Source organism: Streptomyces sp. NPDC019531 (assembly GCF_044903305.1).
In the GTDB taxonomy this organism is placed as follows: domain Bacteria; phylum Actinomycetota; class Actinomycetes; order Streptomycetales; family Streptomycetaceae; genus Streptomyces.
Genome location: NZ_JBJDQL010000009.1, coordinates 113527 through 130410, shown reverse-complemented (window position 1 = coordinate 130410; position 16884 = coordinate 113527). Strand labels below are relative to the sequence as shown.

The window sequence follows — 16884 nt, the reverse complement described above, 5'->3', positions numbered from 1 at the left end:
GCCCATGAGCAACGACGCCCCCACCCCCGAGTCCGGCAGGGTCCCGAACAAGGGCAAGCTGGCCAAGGACCTCAACGAGGTCATCCGTTACACGCTCTGGTCCGTCTTCAAGCTGAAGGACGTGCTTCCCGAGGACCGCACGGGCTACGCCGACGAGGTCCAGGAGCTGTTCGACCAGCTCGCCGCCAAGGACGTCACGATCCGCGGCACCTACGACGTGTCCGGGCTGCGCGCCGACGCCGACGTCATGATCTGGTGGCACGCGGAGACCAGCGACCAGCTCCAGGAGGCGTACAACCTCTTCCGCCGCACGAAGCTGGGCCGCGCCCTGGAGCCGGTCTGGTCGAACATGGCGCTGCACCGGCCCGCCGAGTTCAACCGCTCGCACATCCCGGCGTTCCTGGCGGACGAGAACCCCCGCGACTACGTGAGCGTGTACCCCTTCGTCCGGTCCTACGACTGGTATCTCCTCCCCGACGAGGACCGCCGCCGTATGCTCGCCGACCACGGCAAGATGGCCCGCGGCTACCCGGACGTCCGCGCCAACACGGTCGCCTCGTTCTCACTGGGTGACTACGAGTGGATCCTGGCGTTCGAGGCCGACGAGCTCTACCGCATCGTCGACCTCATGCGTCACCTGCGCGCCTCGGAGGCCCGGATGCACGTCCGCGAGGAGGTCCCGTTCTACACGGGCCGTCGCAAGGACATCGGCGACCTCGTGGCGGGTCTCGCCTGATCAGCGAGCGGGTCTGACGGTCGCCTTCCGGGAGCCGGCCCTCGGCTTCGGCTCTGGGTGCGGGGCACATGCGGCGCGCCGCACCGGAAGGCGACCCTCCAGCAGGTAGGCGTCCATGTACCCGTTGACGCAGGGGTTCGGGCCGCCCGCGATGCCGTGCGTGCCCGCGTCCCGCTCGGTCACCAGCACCGATCCGGACAGCCTCCGGTGCAGCTCAAGGGCGCCGTCGTACGGAGTCGCCGCGTCCCTCTCGGCCGCCAGGATCAGCGCCGGCGGCAACTCGGTGGGCCCGGTCCGCACGTCCAACGGCTCCTGCCGGGCCGCGGGCCAGTACGCACACGGCAGGTTCGTCCACACGTTGTCCCACGTCTCGAACGGCGCCACCCGCGCCAGGCGTGTGTTGTCCCGGTCCCACACCGCCCAATCCGTCGGCCAGGACGCGTCGTTGCACTCGACGGCCATATAGACCGCGCTGGAGTTCTCCGCCTCCTTCGCCGCCTCCTGATGCGGCCCGGCCTGTTGGATCAGCGGCTTCGGGTCGCCCTTGAGATAGGCCGACAGCGCCTGTGCCCGATGCGGCCAGAAGTCGTCGTAGTACCCGGTCGACAGGAACGCCCCCCGGAGCTGGCCCGGCCCGACCTTCCCGCCGGCCGGCTCCGCCGCCAGCTGCGCCGCCGCCTTCTCGTAGCTGCGCAGCACCTTCTCGGCCGTGTCCCCGAGCCCGTACACATCGTCGTGCCTGGCGGCCCACTCCCGGAAGTCCGCCCAGCGTCCCTCGAACGCGGCCGACTGGTCGAGGTTGTTGCGGTACCAGATCTGCTCCGGGTCCGGGTTCACCGCCGCGTCGAACACCATCCGCCGTACATGGGAGGGGAAGAGCGTCGCGTACAGCGCACCGAGGTAGGTCCCGTACGACGCCCCCATGAACGTCAGCTTCCGTTCGCCCAGCGCGGCCCGCAGGACGTCCAGGTCCCGGGCGTTGTTCAGCGAGGTGTAGTGCCGCAGCTCCGCACCCGCCCGCTTGGCGCACCCGCGTGCGTACGCCTTCGCCTGCGCGATGCGCTCCTTCTTGTACGACTCCGAAGGGTGCGTCGGTGCCTGCGTGGGCGCCTTGAAGAACTGCTTCGGGTCGGTGCATGACAGCGGCGCCGAACGGCCCACTCCGCGCGGGGCGTAGCCGACGAGGTCGTACGCCGCCGCGAGCCCCTTCCACTCGGGCAGCGCTCCGATCAGCGGGAAGTACATGCCGGAGGCGCCGGGTCCGCCGGGGTTGTAGAGCAGGGCGCCCTGCCGGGGTACCCGGCGTTTGCTGTTGTGCGGGTCCCGGTGGGTGGCCGGCACCTGGCTGACGGTCAGTTTGATCTGCTTGCCGTCGGGGTGGGCGTAGTCGAGCGGGACGGACACCGTGCCGCACCGCACGGTGTCCGGCAGGTCCTCCACCTCCGGGCAGGCGCCGAAGCGGATCCCGGCAGCCCCGGCGCGGGCGGCGGCGAGCGCGGTGCCGTGCAGCTCCGGCGCACCGGGGGCGGCCGGAGCGCCCCCGGCCGGAGCGGCGGCGAGCGTGGTCAGGAGCAAGGACCCGGCGGCCGTGTAGAGGGCGGGAGCTCTCATCGGGTATCCCTTCGGTGCGCGGCAGCGACAAAAGGGATGTTTGGTTCGGGTGTGGGCGAAGGCAAGCACCGACCGCGGGTGTCGTCCGCAATGCCCCCGTGCGCCCCCGGGCGCGCTCAGTCGCGCCCGTGTGGTCGGCGGTGCTCCTCGCCGTGTCCGCGGCGCCGTTCCCCTTGCGGCTCCTCGCGGTGAGAGCCGAGGTGCGGCCCACCGTGGGCGAAGGCCGCGCGCAGGTCCGGTTCGCCGATCGCGCTGATACCGCGGACCGCGACAGAGGTGAGATACGTCCGCTCGTCCGTGCCGCCGGAGCGCCGGGTCAGGGCGCCGAGCAGCCGCTGGCCGGCCGGCGAGGCCCAGCGCGAGTACGGGTGGACCTCCACCCGCGCGATGGCCAGGCAGCTCAGGGTGAGCGCGAGCGGCAGCGCGAACCAGAGGGCGACCAGATGCCGCGGCATCTGCGACGGGGCGGGGGCCAGCAGCGCGATCGCGCCCAGCGCGACCGCGGCCGCCGCGGCAAGCTGCACCTGGCGGACCGCCGCCGCGATACCGGACCGGGCGCCGTCCGGCACGGCGAGACCCGCGTCCACCAGCCGGTCGGCGAGACTGCGCACCGCGTCCGCCGAGGCCGCGTCCGCGCGCACCGGCGCGATCCGGGACTGCCCCTCAGGACCGATGACACCTATGACCGTGCGCTCCATCTCGTCCCGCCCCCGTGGATCGACGACGGTCGCCCAGCCGGTGTGGGCCAGCAGCAGCCGTCTCTGCCGGGCCATGGAGACCAGCGTCAGATCGGCGACGCGCCGGGGCCCGCCGGACAGGAACGCGGCCTCATACAGCGTCAGATCGTGTGCCCGGGCATCCGTGTCCGCGGCCGCCCCGTGTACGGCGGCCAGGCACAGCCGCGTACACGCGGTGCCGGCGGCGGCCCAGGCCAGCAGCAGGAGAAGAACCCAGAACATGCCGCGTTTCTATGCCAAAGGCTCCCGCGGGCGCCATGGCCTGTTCACAATCCGGACGGAGTGTTGTCGGCGTGTGACGTTCCGCTTGTCCGGAAGTCGCCTATGACGGGACGGGCACCGGAGCCGGGCTGGAGGCGGCCGAGGGCGGGGTGTAGATCGTCGCGTACGGCGACGGGGTGACCGGAACGACCGGGCCCGGGTCGGTCGTCGGGCCGGGCGGGGCCGGGGAACTGACGAGCGGCGGGGCGCTGTTGCCGGCCAGGTCCCGGGCCAGGGCGCCGAAGTCGACGTACCCCGTGGCCTCCAGGATCTTGATGTGGTCGAGGACCGTGGTGTTGGCGTCGTCGGCCAGGGCGCGGACCAGGGAGTTCTGGGTGCTCGCGCGGACCTGGGCGACGACCGAGAACACCTTGCCGTGCGCGAGGCGCAGGATGTTGGCGAACCGGCGGTCGTAGTCGACGCCCTGGGCCTGGTCCAGGGTGGTGAGCCACTGCTTCTGCTGCTCGTTGGGCTCGTTGGGCAGGGCGAGGCCGAGCTTCGACGCGACGTCGCGTGCGCGCGCGTCCAGGAAGGTGTGTCCCTCGACGAGGTGCTCACCGGCCGTCCGTACGGCCTGTGTTGTCCCCTTCTGCTCCGCCTGCTGACCGGCGGGCAGTTCCCACAGCCCCGCGAGACGCACCTTCTCGACGAACTCCCGGTCCAGTGCGGAGAGCGGCCCGTACGGTGTGGCAACGGTCCCGGCGTTGAGCACGCTCAGGCCGGTGTCCGAGCGGTCGGCGTACGACCAGATCGGAACGAGCAACGCCACCAGGGTCGCCGTCAGCCCGGTGATGATGATTCCGGTGCCGGTGAAGATGCCTCGTCCCTTGACGGGCGGTCGCGATCGCATGGTGCCTCCTGTTGCGGCACCGCACGCTAGTGGTCTCAGGTGCGGGGTTGACATATTACTGCCGGGTCCGGCCGCGCCGGCGTCGAGCGGTTTTCCTTTGCCGGGTGCGGGTGCGTCGTGGCTGGTCGCGCCCACCGGCGGAGCCGCACATCGACAAGGCCCCGCGCCCCTAGGCGGGTACAGCTGGCTGTGCCTTGACTGCACCCACTCAGGGGCGCGGGGAACTGCGCGACCAGCCCCCGCCGGGCCCGCAGCCGACATCGCACCCCCTAGGTGGGTGCAGTTGGCCTCAGTGCCGCAGCAACACCCTTCGCGTGGCCCGCGCCAACCGAACCACCGGTCGCCGGGACCTCGGTACCGGCCCCGACCGCTCCAGCCACCACCCCCGCAACTCCGCCCGTACCCCCGCGTCCCCCAACTCCCCACCCAGCAACAGATGTTCCACAAAGCTCAACGCATCCCGCCGATACCCGTCCGTCATCGGCGCCCCCTGCGCATACGCCAGAAACGCCGACCGGTACCCCGCCCCGAGAATCACCGGCAATTCCGGCGCCACCTTCGCCACCACATCCGCCCGCTTTCCCGCGAGTGCCCGCGCCTGCACCCCCAGCCGCACCCGGTCGAACCCCTCCGGCACCGGCGTCCCTGCGACCAGCGCGGACAGCAGTGAGGTCTGGGCGAGGGCGAGCCGCTGACGGGCGGAGTCGGTGGGGACACCCGACGGCACCTCGGGGACGGCAGCGCGCCACACGCCGCCCCTCTTCGCCCCGCCCTTCTCCACCGCCTCCCGAATCGCCCCCAACTCCTGCTCCAGCTCGGCCGGTTCGGGGAAGTTCTCGTCCCGCTCCAGCAGCACACCCGGCGGCGAGATCCGGGACGCCAGGTCGGTGAGGATGTCGAGCACCGGCCGCGGGACCGGGTGGGCGTGGCTGTCGTGCCACACCCCGTCCCGCTCGAACCCGCCCGCGACATGGACGTACGCGATGGCCTCCAGGGGAAGTCCGGCGAGCGCCTCGGCCGGGTCCTCACCGCGGTTGACGTGGTTGGTGTGCAGGTTGGCCACGTCGATCAACAGCCGCACTCCCGTCCGGTCCGCGAGGTCGTACAGGAACTGCGCCTCGGTCATCTCCTCGCCCGGCCACGAGACCAGCGCGGCGATGTTCTCGACGGCGAGCGGCACCGGCAGCGCGTCCTGGGCGATACGGACGTTCTCGCACAGGACGTCGAGGGCGTCCCGGGTGCGGGGGACCGGCAGCAGGTGCCCGGCCTCCAGGCGCGGGGATGCGGTCAGCGGGCCGCCCGCACGGACGAACGCGATGTGCTCGGTGACCAGCGGCGAGCCGAGCGCCTCGGCGCGCTCGGCGAGAGCGACCAGCCGTCCCTCGTCGGGCCGGTCCGCTCCGCCGAGCCCGAGCGACACGCCGTGCGGCACCACGGTCACCCCGCGCTCGCGCAGCCGCCGCAGCGACTCGGGCAGATGCCCGGGACAGACGTTCTCGGCCACGGCCTCGACCCAGTCGATGCCCGGCATGTTCTCCACGGCGTCCGCGATCTCCGGCCGCCATCCGATACCCGTTCCCAGTCGCTGCATGGTCCGTCCCCTCCTCGGCCGCTCCCGCATCCGCTCCGGTGGCCGCCCGCGCGGCGTGACGGAGGTATGGCCCCGGGTGCCGGGCCCGAACCGTGCCCGGGGGGCCTTCAGAGCAACATTTGAGGTTCGGGCACGAGCGGCCGGCCACCTCACACGGGCCACGCCTCGGGCTCCCGGCCCAGCAGCCGCAGCGTCTCCTCCAGCGGCCCGGCCCCGTCCGGGACCTTCAGCGCGGGCGCGAACGCGAACCCCGGTCCACGGCCGGCCGGATCCGTCGGAACCAGCCGGGCCACGGCCGACGCCGCGACGAGAACGTCATCCGCCAGCCGGAGCGGCACGCCGAGCGTGGCCGCCACGTCCCACGCGTGCACCACGTAGTCGACGAAGTGAAAGCCGATCGCCGTACGACCGGAGAACCCTCCGCCCAGTTCCGGCAGCACGAACTCCCGCTCCCGCACGCCCGGTCCGGCGAACGCCCCGAGCACGTCGTCCGCGGCCGCCCGATGCGCCCGGGCCGGCTCACCCGCACCTTCCGGCTCGCGCCAGTACCCCGGCTCGCGGCCCGCGCCCCGGGCGGCGGCCGCGAACCCGTGGTGCTGCGCGGTCATATGTGCCACGAGCCGCCGCAGGGTCCACCCGGCACAAGGCGTGTCCCGCTCCCAGTCCCCGTCCCGGGCCGCCTCCACCACCCGGACAGCCTCCTGTACGGCCATCCGGTCCAGCTCCACGACATCCATCAGCGCTCCTCGGTGATCAGATCCAGGGCGTACGCCCACACGGCATCGGGATCGAACGTCTCGAACTCCCGCTGCGCCGACCGCAGTTCACCGCGCCCACGATGCGCGCGGACGATCCGCACATGGTCGGGGCGGCCGGTGAACTCCTTCAGCCCCCGCTCGTCGGCCCACACGGACACGGACACGGACCCGGAGCGCCGGCGGAACGGGTCCGTCCACAGCCACATCCCGACCGCGCCGGGAGTCGAAGGCCAGGTGCGGCGCAACCGCATCCCGGCCATCGCGACGGCGACCGACTGTCCATGGCCGAGGGCGGTGAAGTCGGTGGCGCCGACCAGTACGGGACCGTCGAGCGGGATCGCGGGCCCGGATTTCCAGCGGGAGCGAAGGATGCGCGGTCGGGGAGTACTCATGTCCCGACCATAAAACTAAACGAACGATCGTGCTACTAGTTTTCGACCTCGGAACAACCGGGGTGACCGGCCGAAGGCCCGGAGTGCCCAGGGGGTCAGATGTGCAACCGGGAGGCGATGCCCCGCCGAGCCCTGACGTAGGGCGTGGACTCGCCGTGCAGCACCGACATCGCGTTCGCCGTCTCCATCAACGCGACCGCCTCGAAGGCGAGTTGCGCCGGATCGGAGTCCGCGCTCAGCTCACCCGCCGCTCTTGCCTGCTCGGCGCACCTCTCCAACTCCGCGAGCCAGGCCCGCTGGGCCGCCACCAGGGCGTCGTGAACCGGCCCCTCACGTGCGTCGAACTCGGCCATCACGCCGTAGAAGAAGCAACCCCCGGGGAAGACGCGCTGCTCCGAGTACCGCAGCCAGCCCTCGCACAGCCCCCACAGTCGGGCGATCCCCTCGGCCGCCTCGGAGACGGGCTCCAGCACCTCGGCGACGAAGATGCGCGAGGCCTCCCGCACGGTCGCCAGTTGCAGCTCCTGCTTGGACCCGAACAGGGCGAACACCCCGCTCTTGCTCAGCTCCAGCTCCCCGGCCAACCGACCCACGGACAACGCCTCCAGCCCCTCCACGGAGGCGATGTCGACGGCCCGTCGCAGCACCGTGCGCCGGGTCCGGTTGCCGCGCTCGACGCGACCGTCCGGCCGGGTCATCGCAGCGCCGGATGGTCGGCGACGACCGTGCAGGAGCCGGGCGCGATCTCGGTGAAACCGGCGTCACGCACCAACGGCAGCCCGCTGCCGGTGAGTTCACCCCAGCGCCCGGGATCCGCGGTCCGTACGGCGAGCGGGAACCCGGCGTCCCGCCAAGCGCTCCGCTCCTCCTCCGACAGTGCCCACCAGGCCAGTTGGGCACCGTGACCGGCCTGGGCCATCGCCTTGCCGGCCGACATGTCGAGGTCAGGGCTGAGCCACAGGACGGGCGCCGCCGCATCCGCCTCCACCGGCGGCTCGGGATCGTCGAGATCGGTCCCGGAGACCTGCAGCTTGGCCAGCTCCTTGGGCCACCCGTCGAGCGGCACCGGCGGAAACACGCGCACCTCCGCCGACTTCCCCGTCACGGTGATCCCGGGCAACGTCTCGGCCCGCCGCCACTCGGCCCCCCGGGCCCGCCGTACGACCTTGCGAATCCGGGCGTCCTGCCAGTCCCGCATGACCTCGGCCCACTCGCCGTCCCCGACGGACCGCTCGTCGCTGAGCATGACGAGCACGGCACGAGCGGCGGTCTCCAGGGCATCGGTACGGGCGGGTGGAGCCCCTCGCTCGATCCGCACCACGAGGGGCATCACAAACTGCGGCGCCTCGTCGCGGACGGTGCGCTCAGAACGAAAAGGGCTGTCAGCGGGGGTATGGGAATCAGGGCTCACGTGGACCAACCCTAAGGGGCGACCTCAGGACCCGATCAGCTCGGACACCTTCACGAACCGGAACCCCTTCCGACGCAGTTCGGGCACCACGGTCCGCACCACCCGCTCCGTCGTGGGGGCGGCACTCCGCGTGCAGTGCAGCACCACCACCGACCCCGGCCGCACCCCCTCCAGCACCTGCCGGGAAACCGCCTCCGCATCCGTCGCGAACGCGTCCCCGCTCACCACGTCCCACTGGACGGCGGTCACACCGGCCGGGGTGAGCGCCTTCAGCGCCCGTCGGTCGTAGCACCCGCCGGGAAAGCGGAAGTACGGCATCGTGTCCGGCACGCCCGCCTTCCGGAACGCCGTGTACGCCCGCTCCACATCCGCCCGCATCTTGTCACCGGAGACCGTCGGCAGGCCGTAGCAGTCGTCGGTGAAGGCGTAGTGGCTGTAGGAGTGGTTGGCGACCTCGAAGAGCGGGTCCCGCCCGATGGAACGGGCCTGCTCCGGATACTGCTCGGCCCACCGCCCGGTCATGAACACGGTGGCCGGCACCTCCAGCGCCCGCAGCGCGGAGATCAGTCCGGGATTGTCGAAGTGCTCGCCTCTTGCCGCCCGCACGCCCTGGTCCGCGGTCATGTCGGCGTCGAAGGTGAGCGCGACGGTCCTGCCGTGGGTACGGGAGCCGTTCTTGAAGACGGGGGTCAGACCGCCAGGGCCGGGGGCGAGAGTGGGCGGCGCGGTGGTCGCGGAGGGGGCCGGACGAGCCAACCGGGGGGTCTGTGGGGTGGCGGCGCAGGCCGTGAGGGCGGCGCCGAGGACACAGGCGGCGGCGACTCGACGTACAAGAGTGATCACCATATGAAAATATGGTGAACCGCTCCATTTGCCCTTTATCCCCGCCGGGGCGTCACCCGCTCAGATGTCCCGCCGCTCCAGCGCCTTGGTCGCAGGGCCCTGGATCACCTTGCCGTTCGTGTCGAAGCGGGAGCCGTGGCAGGGGCATTCCCAGGCGTCCTCGGCCGTGTTGAAGGAGACCATGCAGCCGAGGTGGGTGCAGCGGGGGGAGACGGCGTGCAGGGTGCCTGCGTCGTCGCGGTAGACCGCGAGACGGTCGCCGTTCACGCGGACGACCGCGCCCTCGCCGGGCGGGAGGGACTCCAGCGGGGGTGCGGGGCGCAGGCGGTCGCCGACGAAGTGACGGGCGACCTGTGCCTGGTGCCTGAGGAAGGACGGGGCCTCGCGGACTGTCGAGCGCAGGCGGCGGGGGTCGTACAGCTCGCTCCACGCGCATTCCTCGCCGGTGATCAACGCCGTGAGCAGTCGGCCCGACATGATTCCGCCGCTCAGGCCCCAGCCGCCGAAGCCGGTGGCGACGTAGGTGTGCCGGGCGCCCGGATGCAGGAGGCCGACCAGGGGCACGGTGTCGGTGGGATCGTTGTCCTGGGTGGCCCAGGCGTGGGTGAGGTCCACGTCCGGGAAGTGCCGGGTGGCCCAGGCGGCGAGATGGTCGAAACGGGTCCGGGTGTCGCCCGTGCCGGGCGTGAAGTGCTCGCCCGTGACGATGAGCAGGCGTCGGTCGTCGTCCAAGGGAGCCGTACGGATCGAGCGGGTGCCCTCGTCCGGCGTGATGTACATGCCGTCCGGGTCCTGGGCCCGGTCGATCGTGCCGGCGACCACCAGCTCGCGGCGGGGGGAGAGCCGGGTGAACAGGAGAGCCCGGTCGAAGATCGGGTAGTGCGTGGCGACCACGACATCACGCGCCGTGACCGTCGCCCGGGTGTCGGTCGTCAGGCGGCACGGCTCGCCCTCGTCGAGGCCGAGGACCGCGGTGTGCTCGTGGACGGCCGCTCCGGAGGCGACCAGATCCTCGGCCAGGGCCAGCAGGTACTTGCGCGGATGGAACTGCGCCTGATCCGTGACCCGCACCGCGCCCGCCACCGGGAACGGCAGCCCGGTCTCCGTCACGAACGACGCCGGCAGCCCCGCCTCCCGGGCGGCCGCCGCCTCGGCCCGCAGCTCCTCGACCCGGCCCGTGTCACCGGCGTAGGTGTAGGCGCTACGGCGCTCCCAGTCGCAGTCGACACCCAGCTCGTCCGCGATCTCGGCAGCCCGTTCGATCGCCTCGGACTGGGAGCGGGCGTACAGCCGGGCGCCCTCGGGGCCGCGGGTGCGGCGCAGCCTGTCGTAGATCAGGGTGTGCAGGGCCGTCAGCTTGGCGGTGGTGTGCCCGGTCACCCCGGCGGCCACCTTTCCGGCCTCAAGGACCGCCACCCGCCGGCCCGCCCGTGCCAGCTCCCACGCCGTGCTCAGCCCGGCGATGCCCGCGCCGATCACGGCCACGTCGACGTCGAGGTCCTCGGTCAGTGGCGGCTGGGGTCCGCCGGGTGCCGTCTGAAGCCAGTACGAGCCCTTGACGTGCCGGTTCTCGGTCATGCGGGCCGAGTACCCCGGGATTCACCGTTCCAGCAGCCGCTTCCGGGCCTCCGACACATCGAAGTCCGCCTCCGGATAGCGCGGGTCCAGCTCCGAAAGGTGTTCCAGGAGGAGACGGCTCACCGCCCAGTTGCGGTACCACTTGCGGTCGGCGGGGATCACGTACCAGGGGGCGTGCGATGCCGAGCAGCGTTCGAGGGCGATTTCGTACGCCCGCTGGTACGCGGGCCACAGGGCGCGCTCGTCGATGTCCGAGACGTTGAACTTCCAGTGCTTGTCCGGGCGGTCCAGCCGCTTGAGCAGGCGGTCGCGCTGTTCGTCGTACGAGATGTGCAGGAAGCACTTGATCACCGTGACGCCGTCGTCGGCGAGGGACTTCTCGAAGCGGTTGATCTCGTCGTAGCGACGCTCGATCTCGGCGTGCTCGACGAGTTCGCGGACCCGGGCGATGAGGACGTCCTCGTAGTGCGAACGGTCGAAGATGCCCAGCTCGCCGGCGTTCGGCAGGGCCCGCTTCACGCGCCAGAGGAAGGGGTGTTCGAGTTCCTTGGGCGTGGGGGCCTTGAAGGCCTGAATACGGCAGCCGGACGGGTTGAACAGGCCGATGACGTGCTTGACCGTGCCTCCCTTGCCACTGGTGTCCATGCCCTGCAGCACCAGCAGGATCCGGCGCCGGTCGCCCGCCGTGCTCGCCGCCCACAGACGTTCCTGGAGGTCGGCGAGCGGAGTGGCCAGGTCGGTCATCGAGGCCAGACCCGTCTGCTTGTCGCGGGGCCCGGCGGGGGTCTCCCGGGCGTCGTACGCGGCCAGGTCCACCGGCTTGCCTCCGGGTACCCGCAGCAGCTCGCGCAGGGCGAGGTCGCCGCGGGACTTCGAGCCTTTCGCGGTGGCCCGGGACTTCGAGCCCTTCTTCGCCATGGGGTACCCCTTCCGGTCCGGGTCCGGTCCCTCGATCCTGCGCCGGGGGACCGGGGCGCGCCAGCCGTCGCGGAGGGCGGCTACCCGCGCCAGGGGCCCGTCACCGCGAAGGTCGTCCCGGGCGTGTAGCAGTTGACGTACATCGTCTGCCCGTCGGGGGAGAAGGTGACGCCGGCGAATTCTCCCCACTCCGGGGCGTCCGCCGTCCCGATGTTCTGCGCGTTGCGGGCCATCGCGTACACCTCACCGTGCCTCGTCACACCGAAGACGTGCTGGGCGCCGTTGCCGTCCTCGCACACCATCAGGCCGCCGCTGGGGGCGAGACAGATGTTGTCGGGGGACTCGCCGGGCAGCTGGACGTCGGTGTCCGGGCCGAAGACGATCACCAGGGTCAGCCGGCGCGCCGAGGGGTCGTAGCGCCAGATCTGCCCGTAGTGGTCGGCGGCCGAACCCTCGGCGCTGTGCGCGAAGGAGGACACGAAGTAGACGGACTTCCCGCCCCAGTAGCAGCCCTCCAGCTTCTGGGCGTGCGTGATGCCCTTGGGGCCGAAGTCCTGGAGGCGGACGGGGGTTTCGGCGGCCAGCGGGTCCGGTACGTCGACCCATTCGATGCCCTCGAAAGAGGCACCGGTCTCCTGGACCACGGACAGGTCCGGTACGCCGGGCACCCGCATCGCCTGGAGCCGGCCACCCGCGCGCAGCGAACCGAGGCCGCCCTCGGGCCGGTTGGGCAGGAAGCGGTAGAAGAGGCCGAAGGGCTTGAGGAAGGCGTCCTCGGTCTCGTAGACGATGCCGCGCCTCGGGTCGATCGCGATGGCCTCGTGCTGGAAGCGGCCCATCGCGGTCAGCGGTACGGCCCCTGAGCGGTGCGGGTCGGCCGGGTCGACCTCGAAGATGAAGCCGTGGTCCTTGGTGTAGCCGTTGGTGCCGGCCTTGTCCTCGGTCTCCTCGCAGGTCAGCCAGGTGCCCCAAGGGGTGGGCCCGCCCGCGCAGTTGACGGCCGTACCGGCGATGGCGACCCGCTCCGACAGCACGTTGTTGCGGGAGTCCAGCGTGAGGGCCGTACAACCGCCCTTGCCCGCCGGGTCGTAGGTGAGGCCCGCGACGGTCGGGACGGCGATGGCGGCGGTGGGGCGGTTCTCGTGGTTGCGGACGAGGTGCACACGACCGTGTCTGCCGGGCGAGGCCCCGGCGATGGCAGCCATGCCGTCGTGGTTGGAGGGGACCTTGCCCTCGCCGGAGCGGAGTTGGTCGCCCTCGCGGGAGAGGACCTTGTGGCGGAAGCCCTTCGGCAGGTCCAGCAGGCCCTTCGGGTCGGGTACGAGGGGGCCGTAGCCGGTGTGGCCGACGGACTGGGCGGCGGCGGTGCCGGCGAAGAGTTCGGAGAGAGCCCCGCTGAAGGCGATGCCGGCCCCTACGGCGGCCGAGCGGGAGAGGACCTGACGTCGTGTTGCGGACATGACGAAGCAACCTTCCTGCTGGCGGACAGGACTGTGACTCCGCAGTGTCTATCACCTGGGTCGGACTCCGGGAACCACGCGCATGGCGTGTCCTCGCCGCTCACGTCCCGGGCGGGTGTTCCTGCGCCCTCTCCAGGAACCGCAGCAGCTCCACCGGGAAGGGCAGGACGAGCGTCGAGTTCTTCTCGGCGGCCACGGCCACCACCGTCTGGAGCAGCCTGAGTTGGAGGGCGGCGGGCTGCTCGGACATCTCCTTGGCGGCCTCCGCGAGTTTCTTGGAGGCCTGGAGTTCGGCGTCGGCGTTGATGATCCGGGCCCGCCGCTCACGGTCGGCCTCGGCCTGGCGGGCCATCGAGCGCTTCATCGTGTCCGGCAGGGAGACGTCCTTGATCTCGACGCGGTCGACCTGTACGCCCCAGCCGACGGCCGGGCTGTCGATCATCAGCTCCAGGCCCTCGTTGAGCTTCTCGCGGTTGGACAGCAGGTCGTCCAGCTCGCTCTTGCCGATGATCGACCGCAGTGAGGTCTGGGCCATCTGGGAGACGGCGAACTTGTAGTCCTCGACCTTGACGAGGGCACTCGCCGCGTCGACCACCCGGAAGTAGACGACCGCGTCCACGCGCACCGTCACGTTGTCCCGGGTGATGCCCTCCTGGGCAGGTACCGGCAGCGTGACGATCTGCATGTTCACTTTGTGCAGCCGGTCCGCGAACGGCACGATCAGAGTGAACCCCGGCTCGCGCACCTGGCCCGCGAGACGCCCGAGACGGAAGACCACCCCGCGCTCGTACTGCTTGACGACGCGTGCCGCCGCCCCGATATAGACCAGCCCCGCGGTAGCGGTCGCCACGGCCGCCGTCAACAGCTCTGGGAGCATCGCGACCCTCCTTGTCGAGAGGCGCTTATGTCTGCTCCTGCAACGATATGCCCGATGCCTGGTCCGGGGCCACGAACGGCTCCGGACCAGGCGGGTGGGGGTCACGGGGCGGTGGCCCCCACCGGCTACGGGGTGGTGGCCCTCACCGGCTACGGGGCGGTGGGGACCACCGGCTCCGGCTCGGTGACCCGGACCGGTTCCGTGCCGACCGAGCTGTGCCGCTCGGCCCAGTTCTCCAGCGCCGTACGGCAGGCGTGGTCCAGGTGGTGCAGACCGGAGAGGTCCAGCTCCACGGGCCGGTCCTGGGGCAGCGCCTCCAGGCTGTCGAGGATCTTCGGCAGCCTGAGGAAGGTCGCGTTGCCCGACAGGTAGGCCTGGACGGGGCCGGCGCCCTTGTCGATGACCTCCAGCTTGAGGTGCGAGGCCTCCCAGGCGGTCTTGGCCACGGACAGCGCCAGACCGATCAGCACGCCCTCGAACATGTTCACCGCGACGATTGAGACGGCCGTGACCACCAGGATCAGTGCCTCACCGCGGTGGCCGCGCCACATCGACACGATCCCGCGGAAGGGGATCAGCTTGAAGCCCGCGTGGACCAGGATGCCGGCGAGCGCGGGCAGCGGGATCAGCGCCAGGGTCGACGGCAGCAGAGCTGCGAACAGCAGCAGCCACACGCCGTGCAGGACCCGGGACGCCTTGGTCTTCGCGCCCGCCTGGACGTTGGCGGAGCTGCGCACGATGACCGCGGTCATCGGCAGGGCGCCGAGAGCGCCGCAGACCGCGTTGCCCGCGCCCTGGGCCATGAGCTCCTTGTCGTACTCGGTGCGCGGACCGTCGTGCAGCCGGTCCACCGCGGCGGCGCTGAAGAGGCTCTCGGCGGAGGCGATCAGGGTGAACGCGAGGATGGTGCCGAAGATGGCCGGGTTGGCCAGCTCGCCGAACGCCTCTGTGCCGGGCGGCTGGATGGAGTCCAGCAGGCCGTTCACCTCGACGGTGGCGATCGACAGACCGAAGACCTGGGTGACCAGGGTGGCCAGCAGGACCGCGGCGAGTGCGCCCGGCACGGTCTGCGCCTTCTTGGGCAGTTTCTTCCACAGCACCAGCACCGCGATGGTGCCCGCGCCGACGGCGAGCGAGGCTAGCGCGGTGGTGCTGCCGAGCGCGTCGGCGGCGGCACCGGGCAGCCCCAGGATCTTGTCGATACCGGTGGTGGGCGCCTTCAGGCCGGCCGCCGAGTACAGCTGACCGGCGATGAGCACGAGGCCGATACCGGCCAGCATGCCCTCGACGACGGACACGGATATCGCCCGGAACCAGCGGCCCAGCCTGAGAGCGCCCATGGCGAGCTGGATCAGACCGGCGGACAGCACGATCACACCGAGCGCGGACAGTCCGAACTCGTGGACCGCCTCGAAGACGAGGACGGTCAGACCGGCGGCGGGACCGGAGACCTGCAGGCTGCTGCCCCGCAGGAAACCGGTGACCAGACCGCCGACGATCCCGGTGACGAGCCCGAGCTCTGCCGGGACACCGGAGGCGACGGCCACGCCCACGCAGAGCGGGAGCGCGACCAGGAAGACGACCAGGGAGGCGGCGAAGTCCTGCCGCAGGTGAGGGTATTTGGTCATCATGCCGATCACAGACCCTCGAACGCGTCGGTCTCGGCGCGGTGGACGCGCACTCCGCCGGTGTGCACCTCGTAGTACCAGGCGTGCAGGGTCAGTTGCTCTTCCGCCAGCTTCTTGTCGATGAACGGGTACGACCTCAGGCGCAGTACCTGGGCCAGGACGTGGCTCTGCACGCCCTCGGCCACCTCGGGGTCCTCGGCCGCTCCGGCGGGACGCGGAGTGGCGTGACGGAGCCAGTCGCGGACGGCCGGTACGGCGTCCAGGTCGTCGCCCCGGACGAGGGCGCCGACGGCGCCGCAGTGCGAGTGTCCGCAGACCACGATGTCGCGGACGCCCAGCACCTCCACGGCGTACTCGATGGTGGCCGCCTCGCTGGTGGGGTGCTCGGAGGCGTAGGGGGGAACGATGTTGCCCGCGGTGCGCAGCTCGAAGAGCTCGCCCGGGCGGGCGCCCGTGATCAGGGCCGGGACGACCCTGGAATCCGAGCAGGTGATGAACAGAACCTGGGGGGACTGGCCTTCGGCCAGCTTGGCGAACTCCTCAGGGCGCTGTCCGAACGTACGGGCGTTGTCGATGAGGGGCTGCATGTGGTGACTCCTCCTGGCGCGCACTGAAGGCGCGTCGGACTTACATGACAGGTGATCAGGTGATGTGGGGGGGGGACTGCTCCGCTGTCAGCAGCGGAAGACCTGAAGTGCCGCCGGAGCATGGGCTGTCGAGGATCTCGACAGCGGGAAGCCGCCCGGTACGACCTGTTTTCTGGGTGCGGTCGCCGACTCCTTGGCCGGCAGTGGGCGCTCGGGCCCCCCGGGGGCGAAGTCGACGGCGCGATGCCGGTCGCGGGCGTGCAGGGGACCGGTCGGATCCCCGGCCGGGTTGCAGTGGCGCTTGGTGGCGGCTTCGGCGCGCAGGGCCTTGCCGGAGAGTTTGATTCCGGCAGGGGCTTTGGCCTCAACCTGACGGCCTGTGTGCGCGGATGCGAAGCACTCGACGGGTGCGAAGAACTGGAGGGCGAACAGGAGGGCGGCGAGGGTCGCGAGCGCAGTCCGCACCGTCTTACCTCGGAACATGCGCCCCCCTTCGTCAACTCGCACTTCTAGTCCGGACCAAAGCCCGGTCAATGACTGGTCAAGAAACACATTAGCCCGGCAAAGTTGTTTGCAGGGTTAACTCAACGTTTCCGGCTGAAGAGAGGCTGAAGCGTACGGGGTGGTTGACGCGAAATGGCCCTTG

The 16884-nt window shown here is 71.2% G+C and carries 17 protein-coding genes; 1 reads left to right on the top strand and 16 read right to left on the bottom strand.

Going from position 1 to position 16884, the window contains the following annotated elements; translation table 11 throughout:
* Nucleotides 1-4: 4 nt before the first annotated feature.
* Nucleotides 5-736, top strand: coding sequence for a hydrogen peroxide-dependent heme synthase (gene hemQ / locus ACI2L1_RS14195; protein ID WP_402272953.1), 732 nt, complete (start codon nucleotides 5-7; stop codon nucleotides 734-736).
* On the opposite strand, the gene ACI2L1_RS14190 is transcribed toward hemQ, so the two are convergent.
* The 16 genes from ACI2L1_RS14190 to ACI2L1_RS14115 form a co-directional block, all read right to left on the bottom strand.
* Nucleotides 737-2347 (bottom strand): alpha/beta hydrolase, encoded by a 1611-nt coding sequence (locus ACI2L1_RS14190; RefSeq protein WP_404739612.1) that lies wholly within the window; start codon nucleotides 2345-2347, stop codon nucleotides 737-739.
* Nucleotides 2348-2463: 116 nt separating this feature from the next.
* A complete protein-coding gene (locus ACI2L1_RS14185; protein WP_404739611.1) occupies nucleotides 2464-3306 on the bottom strand; it encodes a TIGR04222 domain-containing membrane protein in 843 nt (280 codons plus the stop codon).
* A 100-nt stretch (nucleotides 3307-3406) separates the two neighbouring features.
* Nucleotides 3407-4195 carry a DUF4142 domain-containing protein gene (locus tag ACI2L1_RS14180; RefSeq protein ID WP_404739610.1) on the bottom strand — a complete coding sequence of 263 codons (789 nt, stop codon included), beginning with the start codon at nucleotides 4193-4195 and terminating at the stop codon, nucleotides 3407-3409.
* Between the two features lie 289 nt (nucleotides 4196-4484).
* Nucleotides 4485-5786: a DUF692 domain-containing protein gene (locus ACI2L1_RS14175; RefSeq protein ID WP_404739609.1), complete on the bottom strand. Its 1302-nt coding sequence runs from the start codon at nucleotides 5784-5786 to the stop codon at nucleotides 4485-4487.
* A gap of 149 nt (nucleotides 5787-5935) precedes the next feature.
* Nucleotides 5936-6523, bottom strand: a complete 588-nt coding sequence (locus ACI2L1_RS14170) for a TIGR03086 family metal-binding protein (protein ID WP_404739608.1) — start codon at nucleotides 6521-6523, stop codon at nucleotides 5936-5938.
* The gene (locus ACI2L1_RS14165) at nucleotides 6523-6936 is read right to left on the bottom strand and encodes a hypothetical protein (protein ID WP_404739607.1); all 414 of its coding nucleotides are present in this window, start codon (nucleotides 6934-6936) and stop codon (nucleotides 6523-6525) included. The genes ACI2L1_RS14170 and ACI2L1_RS14165 overlap by 1 nt, the downstream gene beginning before the upstream one ends.
* 95 nt (nucleotides 6937-7031) lie before the next feature.
* Nucleotides 7032-7634 carry a TetR/AcrR family transcriptional regulator gene (locus ACI2L1_RS14160; RefSeq protein ID WP_404739606.1) on the bottom strand — a complete coding sequence of 201 codons (603 nt, stop codon included), beginning with the start codon at nucleotides 7632-7634 and terminating at the stop codon, nucleotides 7032-7034.
* Nucleotides 7631-8347: a peptidyl-tRNA hydrolase gene (locus tag ACI2L1_RS14155; RefSeq protein WP_404739605.1), complete on the bottom strand. Its 717-nt coding sequence runs from the start codon at nucleotides 8345-8347 to the stop codon at nucleotides 7631-7633. Before ACI2L1_RS14155 ends, ACI2L1_RS14160 begins: the two co-directional genes overlap by 4 nt.
* Before the next feature lie 24 nt (nucleotides 8348-8371).
* Nucleotides 8372-9193 (bottom strand): polysaccharide deacetylase family protein, encoded by an 822-nt coding sequence (locus tag ACI2L1_RS14150; RefSeq protein ID WP_404739604.1) that lies wholly within the window; start codon nucleotides 9191-9193, stop codon nucleotides 8372-8374.
* Nucleotides 9194-9250: 57 nt separating this feature from the next.
* Nucleotides 9251-10768, bottom strand: coding sequence for an FAD-dependent oxidoreductase (locus ACI2L1_RS14145; protein ID WP_404739603.1), 1518 nt, complete (start codon nucleotides 10766-10768; stop codon nucleotides 9251-9253).
* Nucleotides 10769-10789: 21 nt separating this feature from the next.
* Nucleotides 10790-11686, bottom strand: a complete 897-nt coding sequence (locus ACI2L1_RS14140) for a PPK2 family polyphosphate kinase (RefSeq protein ID WP_404739602.1) — start codon at nucleotides 11684-11686, stop codon at nucleotides 10790-10792.
* 80 nt (nucleotides 11687-11766) lie between these two features.
* A complete protein-coding gene (locus tag ACI2L1_RS14135; RefSeq protein ID WP_404739601.1) occupies nucleotides 11767-13146 on the bottom strand; it encodes a PhoX family protein in 1380 nt (459 codons plus the stop codon).
* A gap of 100 nt (nucleotides 13147-13246) precedes the next feature.
* Nucleotides 13247-14023, bottom strand: a complete 777-nt coding sequence (locus ACI2L1_RS14130; RefSeq protein ID WP_404739600.1) for a slipin family protein — start codon at nucleotides 14021-14023, stop codon at nucleotides 13247-13249.
* Between the two features lie 149 nt (nucleotides 14024-14172).
* Nucleotides 14173-15654: a SulP family inorganic anion transporter gene (locus ACI2L1_RS14125; RefSeq protein ID WP_404739599.1), complete on the bottom strand. Its 1482-nt coding sequence runs from the start codon at nucleotides 15652-15654 to the stop codon at nucleotides 14173-14175.
* A gap of 5 nt (nucleotides 15655-15659) precedes the next feature.
* Nucleotides 15660-16238 (bottom strand): carbonic anhydrase, encoded by a 579-nt coding sequence (locus ACI2L1_RS14120; RefSeq protein WP_404739598.1) that lies wholly within the window; start codon nucleotides 16236-16238, stop codon nucleotides 15660-15662.
* Between the two features lie 87 nt (nucleotides 16239-16325).
* A complete protein-coding gene (locus ACI2L1_RS14115; RefSeq protein WP_404739597.1) occupies nucleotides 16326-16721 on the bottom strand; it encodes a hypothetical protein in 396 nt (131 codons plus the stop codon).
* Nucleotides 16722-16884: the final 163 nt, after the last annotated feature.

Excerpts from the sequence above, each read along its gene's own strand:
- hemQ (WP_402272953.1), top strand. The coding sequence starts at position 5 with ATGAGCAACGACGCCCCCACCCCCGAGTCCGGCAGGGTCCCGAACAAG.
- ACI2L1_RS14190 (WP_404739612.1), bottom strand. The coding sequence starts at position 2,347 with ATGAGAGCTCCCGCCCTCTACACGGCCGCCGGGTCCTTGCTCCTGACC.
- ACI2L1_RS14185 (WP_404739611.1), bottom strand. The coding sequence starts at position 3,306 with ATGTTCTGGGTTCTTCTCCTGCTGCTGGCCTGGGCCGCCGCCGGCACC.
- ACI2L1_RS14180 (WP_404739610.1), bottom strand. The coding sequence starts at position 4,195 with ATGCGATCGCGACCGCCCGTCAAGGGACGAGGCATCTTCACCGGCACC.
- ACI2L1_RS14175 (WP_404739609.1), bottom strand. The coding sequence starts at position 5,786 with ATGCAGCGACTGGGAACGGGTATCGGATGGCGGCCGGAGATCGCGGAC.
- ACI2L1_RS14170 (WP_404739608.1), bottom strand. The coding sequence starts at position 6,523 with ATGGATGTCGTGGAGCTGGACCGGATGGCCGTACAGGAGGCTGTCCGG.
- ACI2L1_RS14165 (WP_404739607.1), bottom strand. The coding sequence starts at position 6,936 with ATGAGTACTCCCCGACCGCGCATCCTTCGCTCCCGCTGGAAATCCGGG.
- ACI2L1_RS14160 (WP_404739606.1), bottom strand. The coding sequence starts at position 7,634 with ATGACCCGGCCGGACGGTCGCGTCGAGCGCGGCAACCGGACCCGGCGC.
- ACI2L1_RS14150 (WP_404739604.1), bottom strand. The coding sequence starts at position 9,193 with ATGGTGATCACTCTTGTACGTCGAGTCGCCGCCGCCTGTGTCCTCGGC.
- ACI2L1_RS14145 (WP_404739603.1), bottom strand. The coding sequence starts at position 10,768 with ATGACCGAGAACCGGCACGTCAAGGGCTCGTACTGGCTTCAGACGGCA.
- ACI2L1_RS14140 (WP_404739602.1), bottom strand. The coding sequence starts at position 11,686 with ATGGCGAAGAAGGGCTCGAAGTCCCGGGCCACCGCGAAAGGCTCGAAG.
- ACI2L1_RS14135 (WP_404739601.1), bottom strand. The coding sequence starts at position 13,146 with ATGTCCGCAACACGACGTCAGGTCCTCTCCCGCTCGGCCGCCGTAGGG.
- ACI2L1_RS14130 (WP_404739600.1), bottom strand. The coding sequence starts at position 14,023 with ATGCTCCCAGAGCTGTTGACGGCGGCCGTGGCGACCGCTACCGCGGGG.
- ACI2L1_RS14125 (WP_404739599.1), bottom strand. The coding sequence starts at position 15,654 with ATGATGACCAAATACCCTCACCTGCGGCAGGACTTCGCCGCCTCCCTG.
- ACI2L1_RS14120 (WP_404739598.1), bottom strand. The coding sequence starts at position 16,238 with ATGCAGCCCCTCATCGACAACGCCCGTACGTTCGGACAGCGCCCTGAG.
- ACI2L1_RS14115 (WP_404739597.1), bottom strand. The coding sequence starts at position 16,721 with ATGTTCCGAGGTAAGACGGTGCGGACTGCGCTCGCGACCCTCGCCGCC.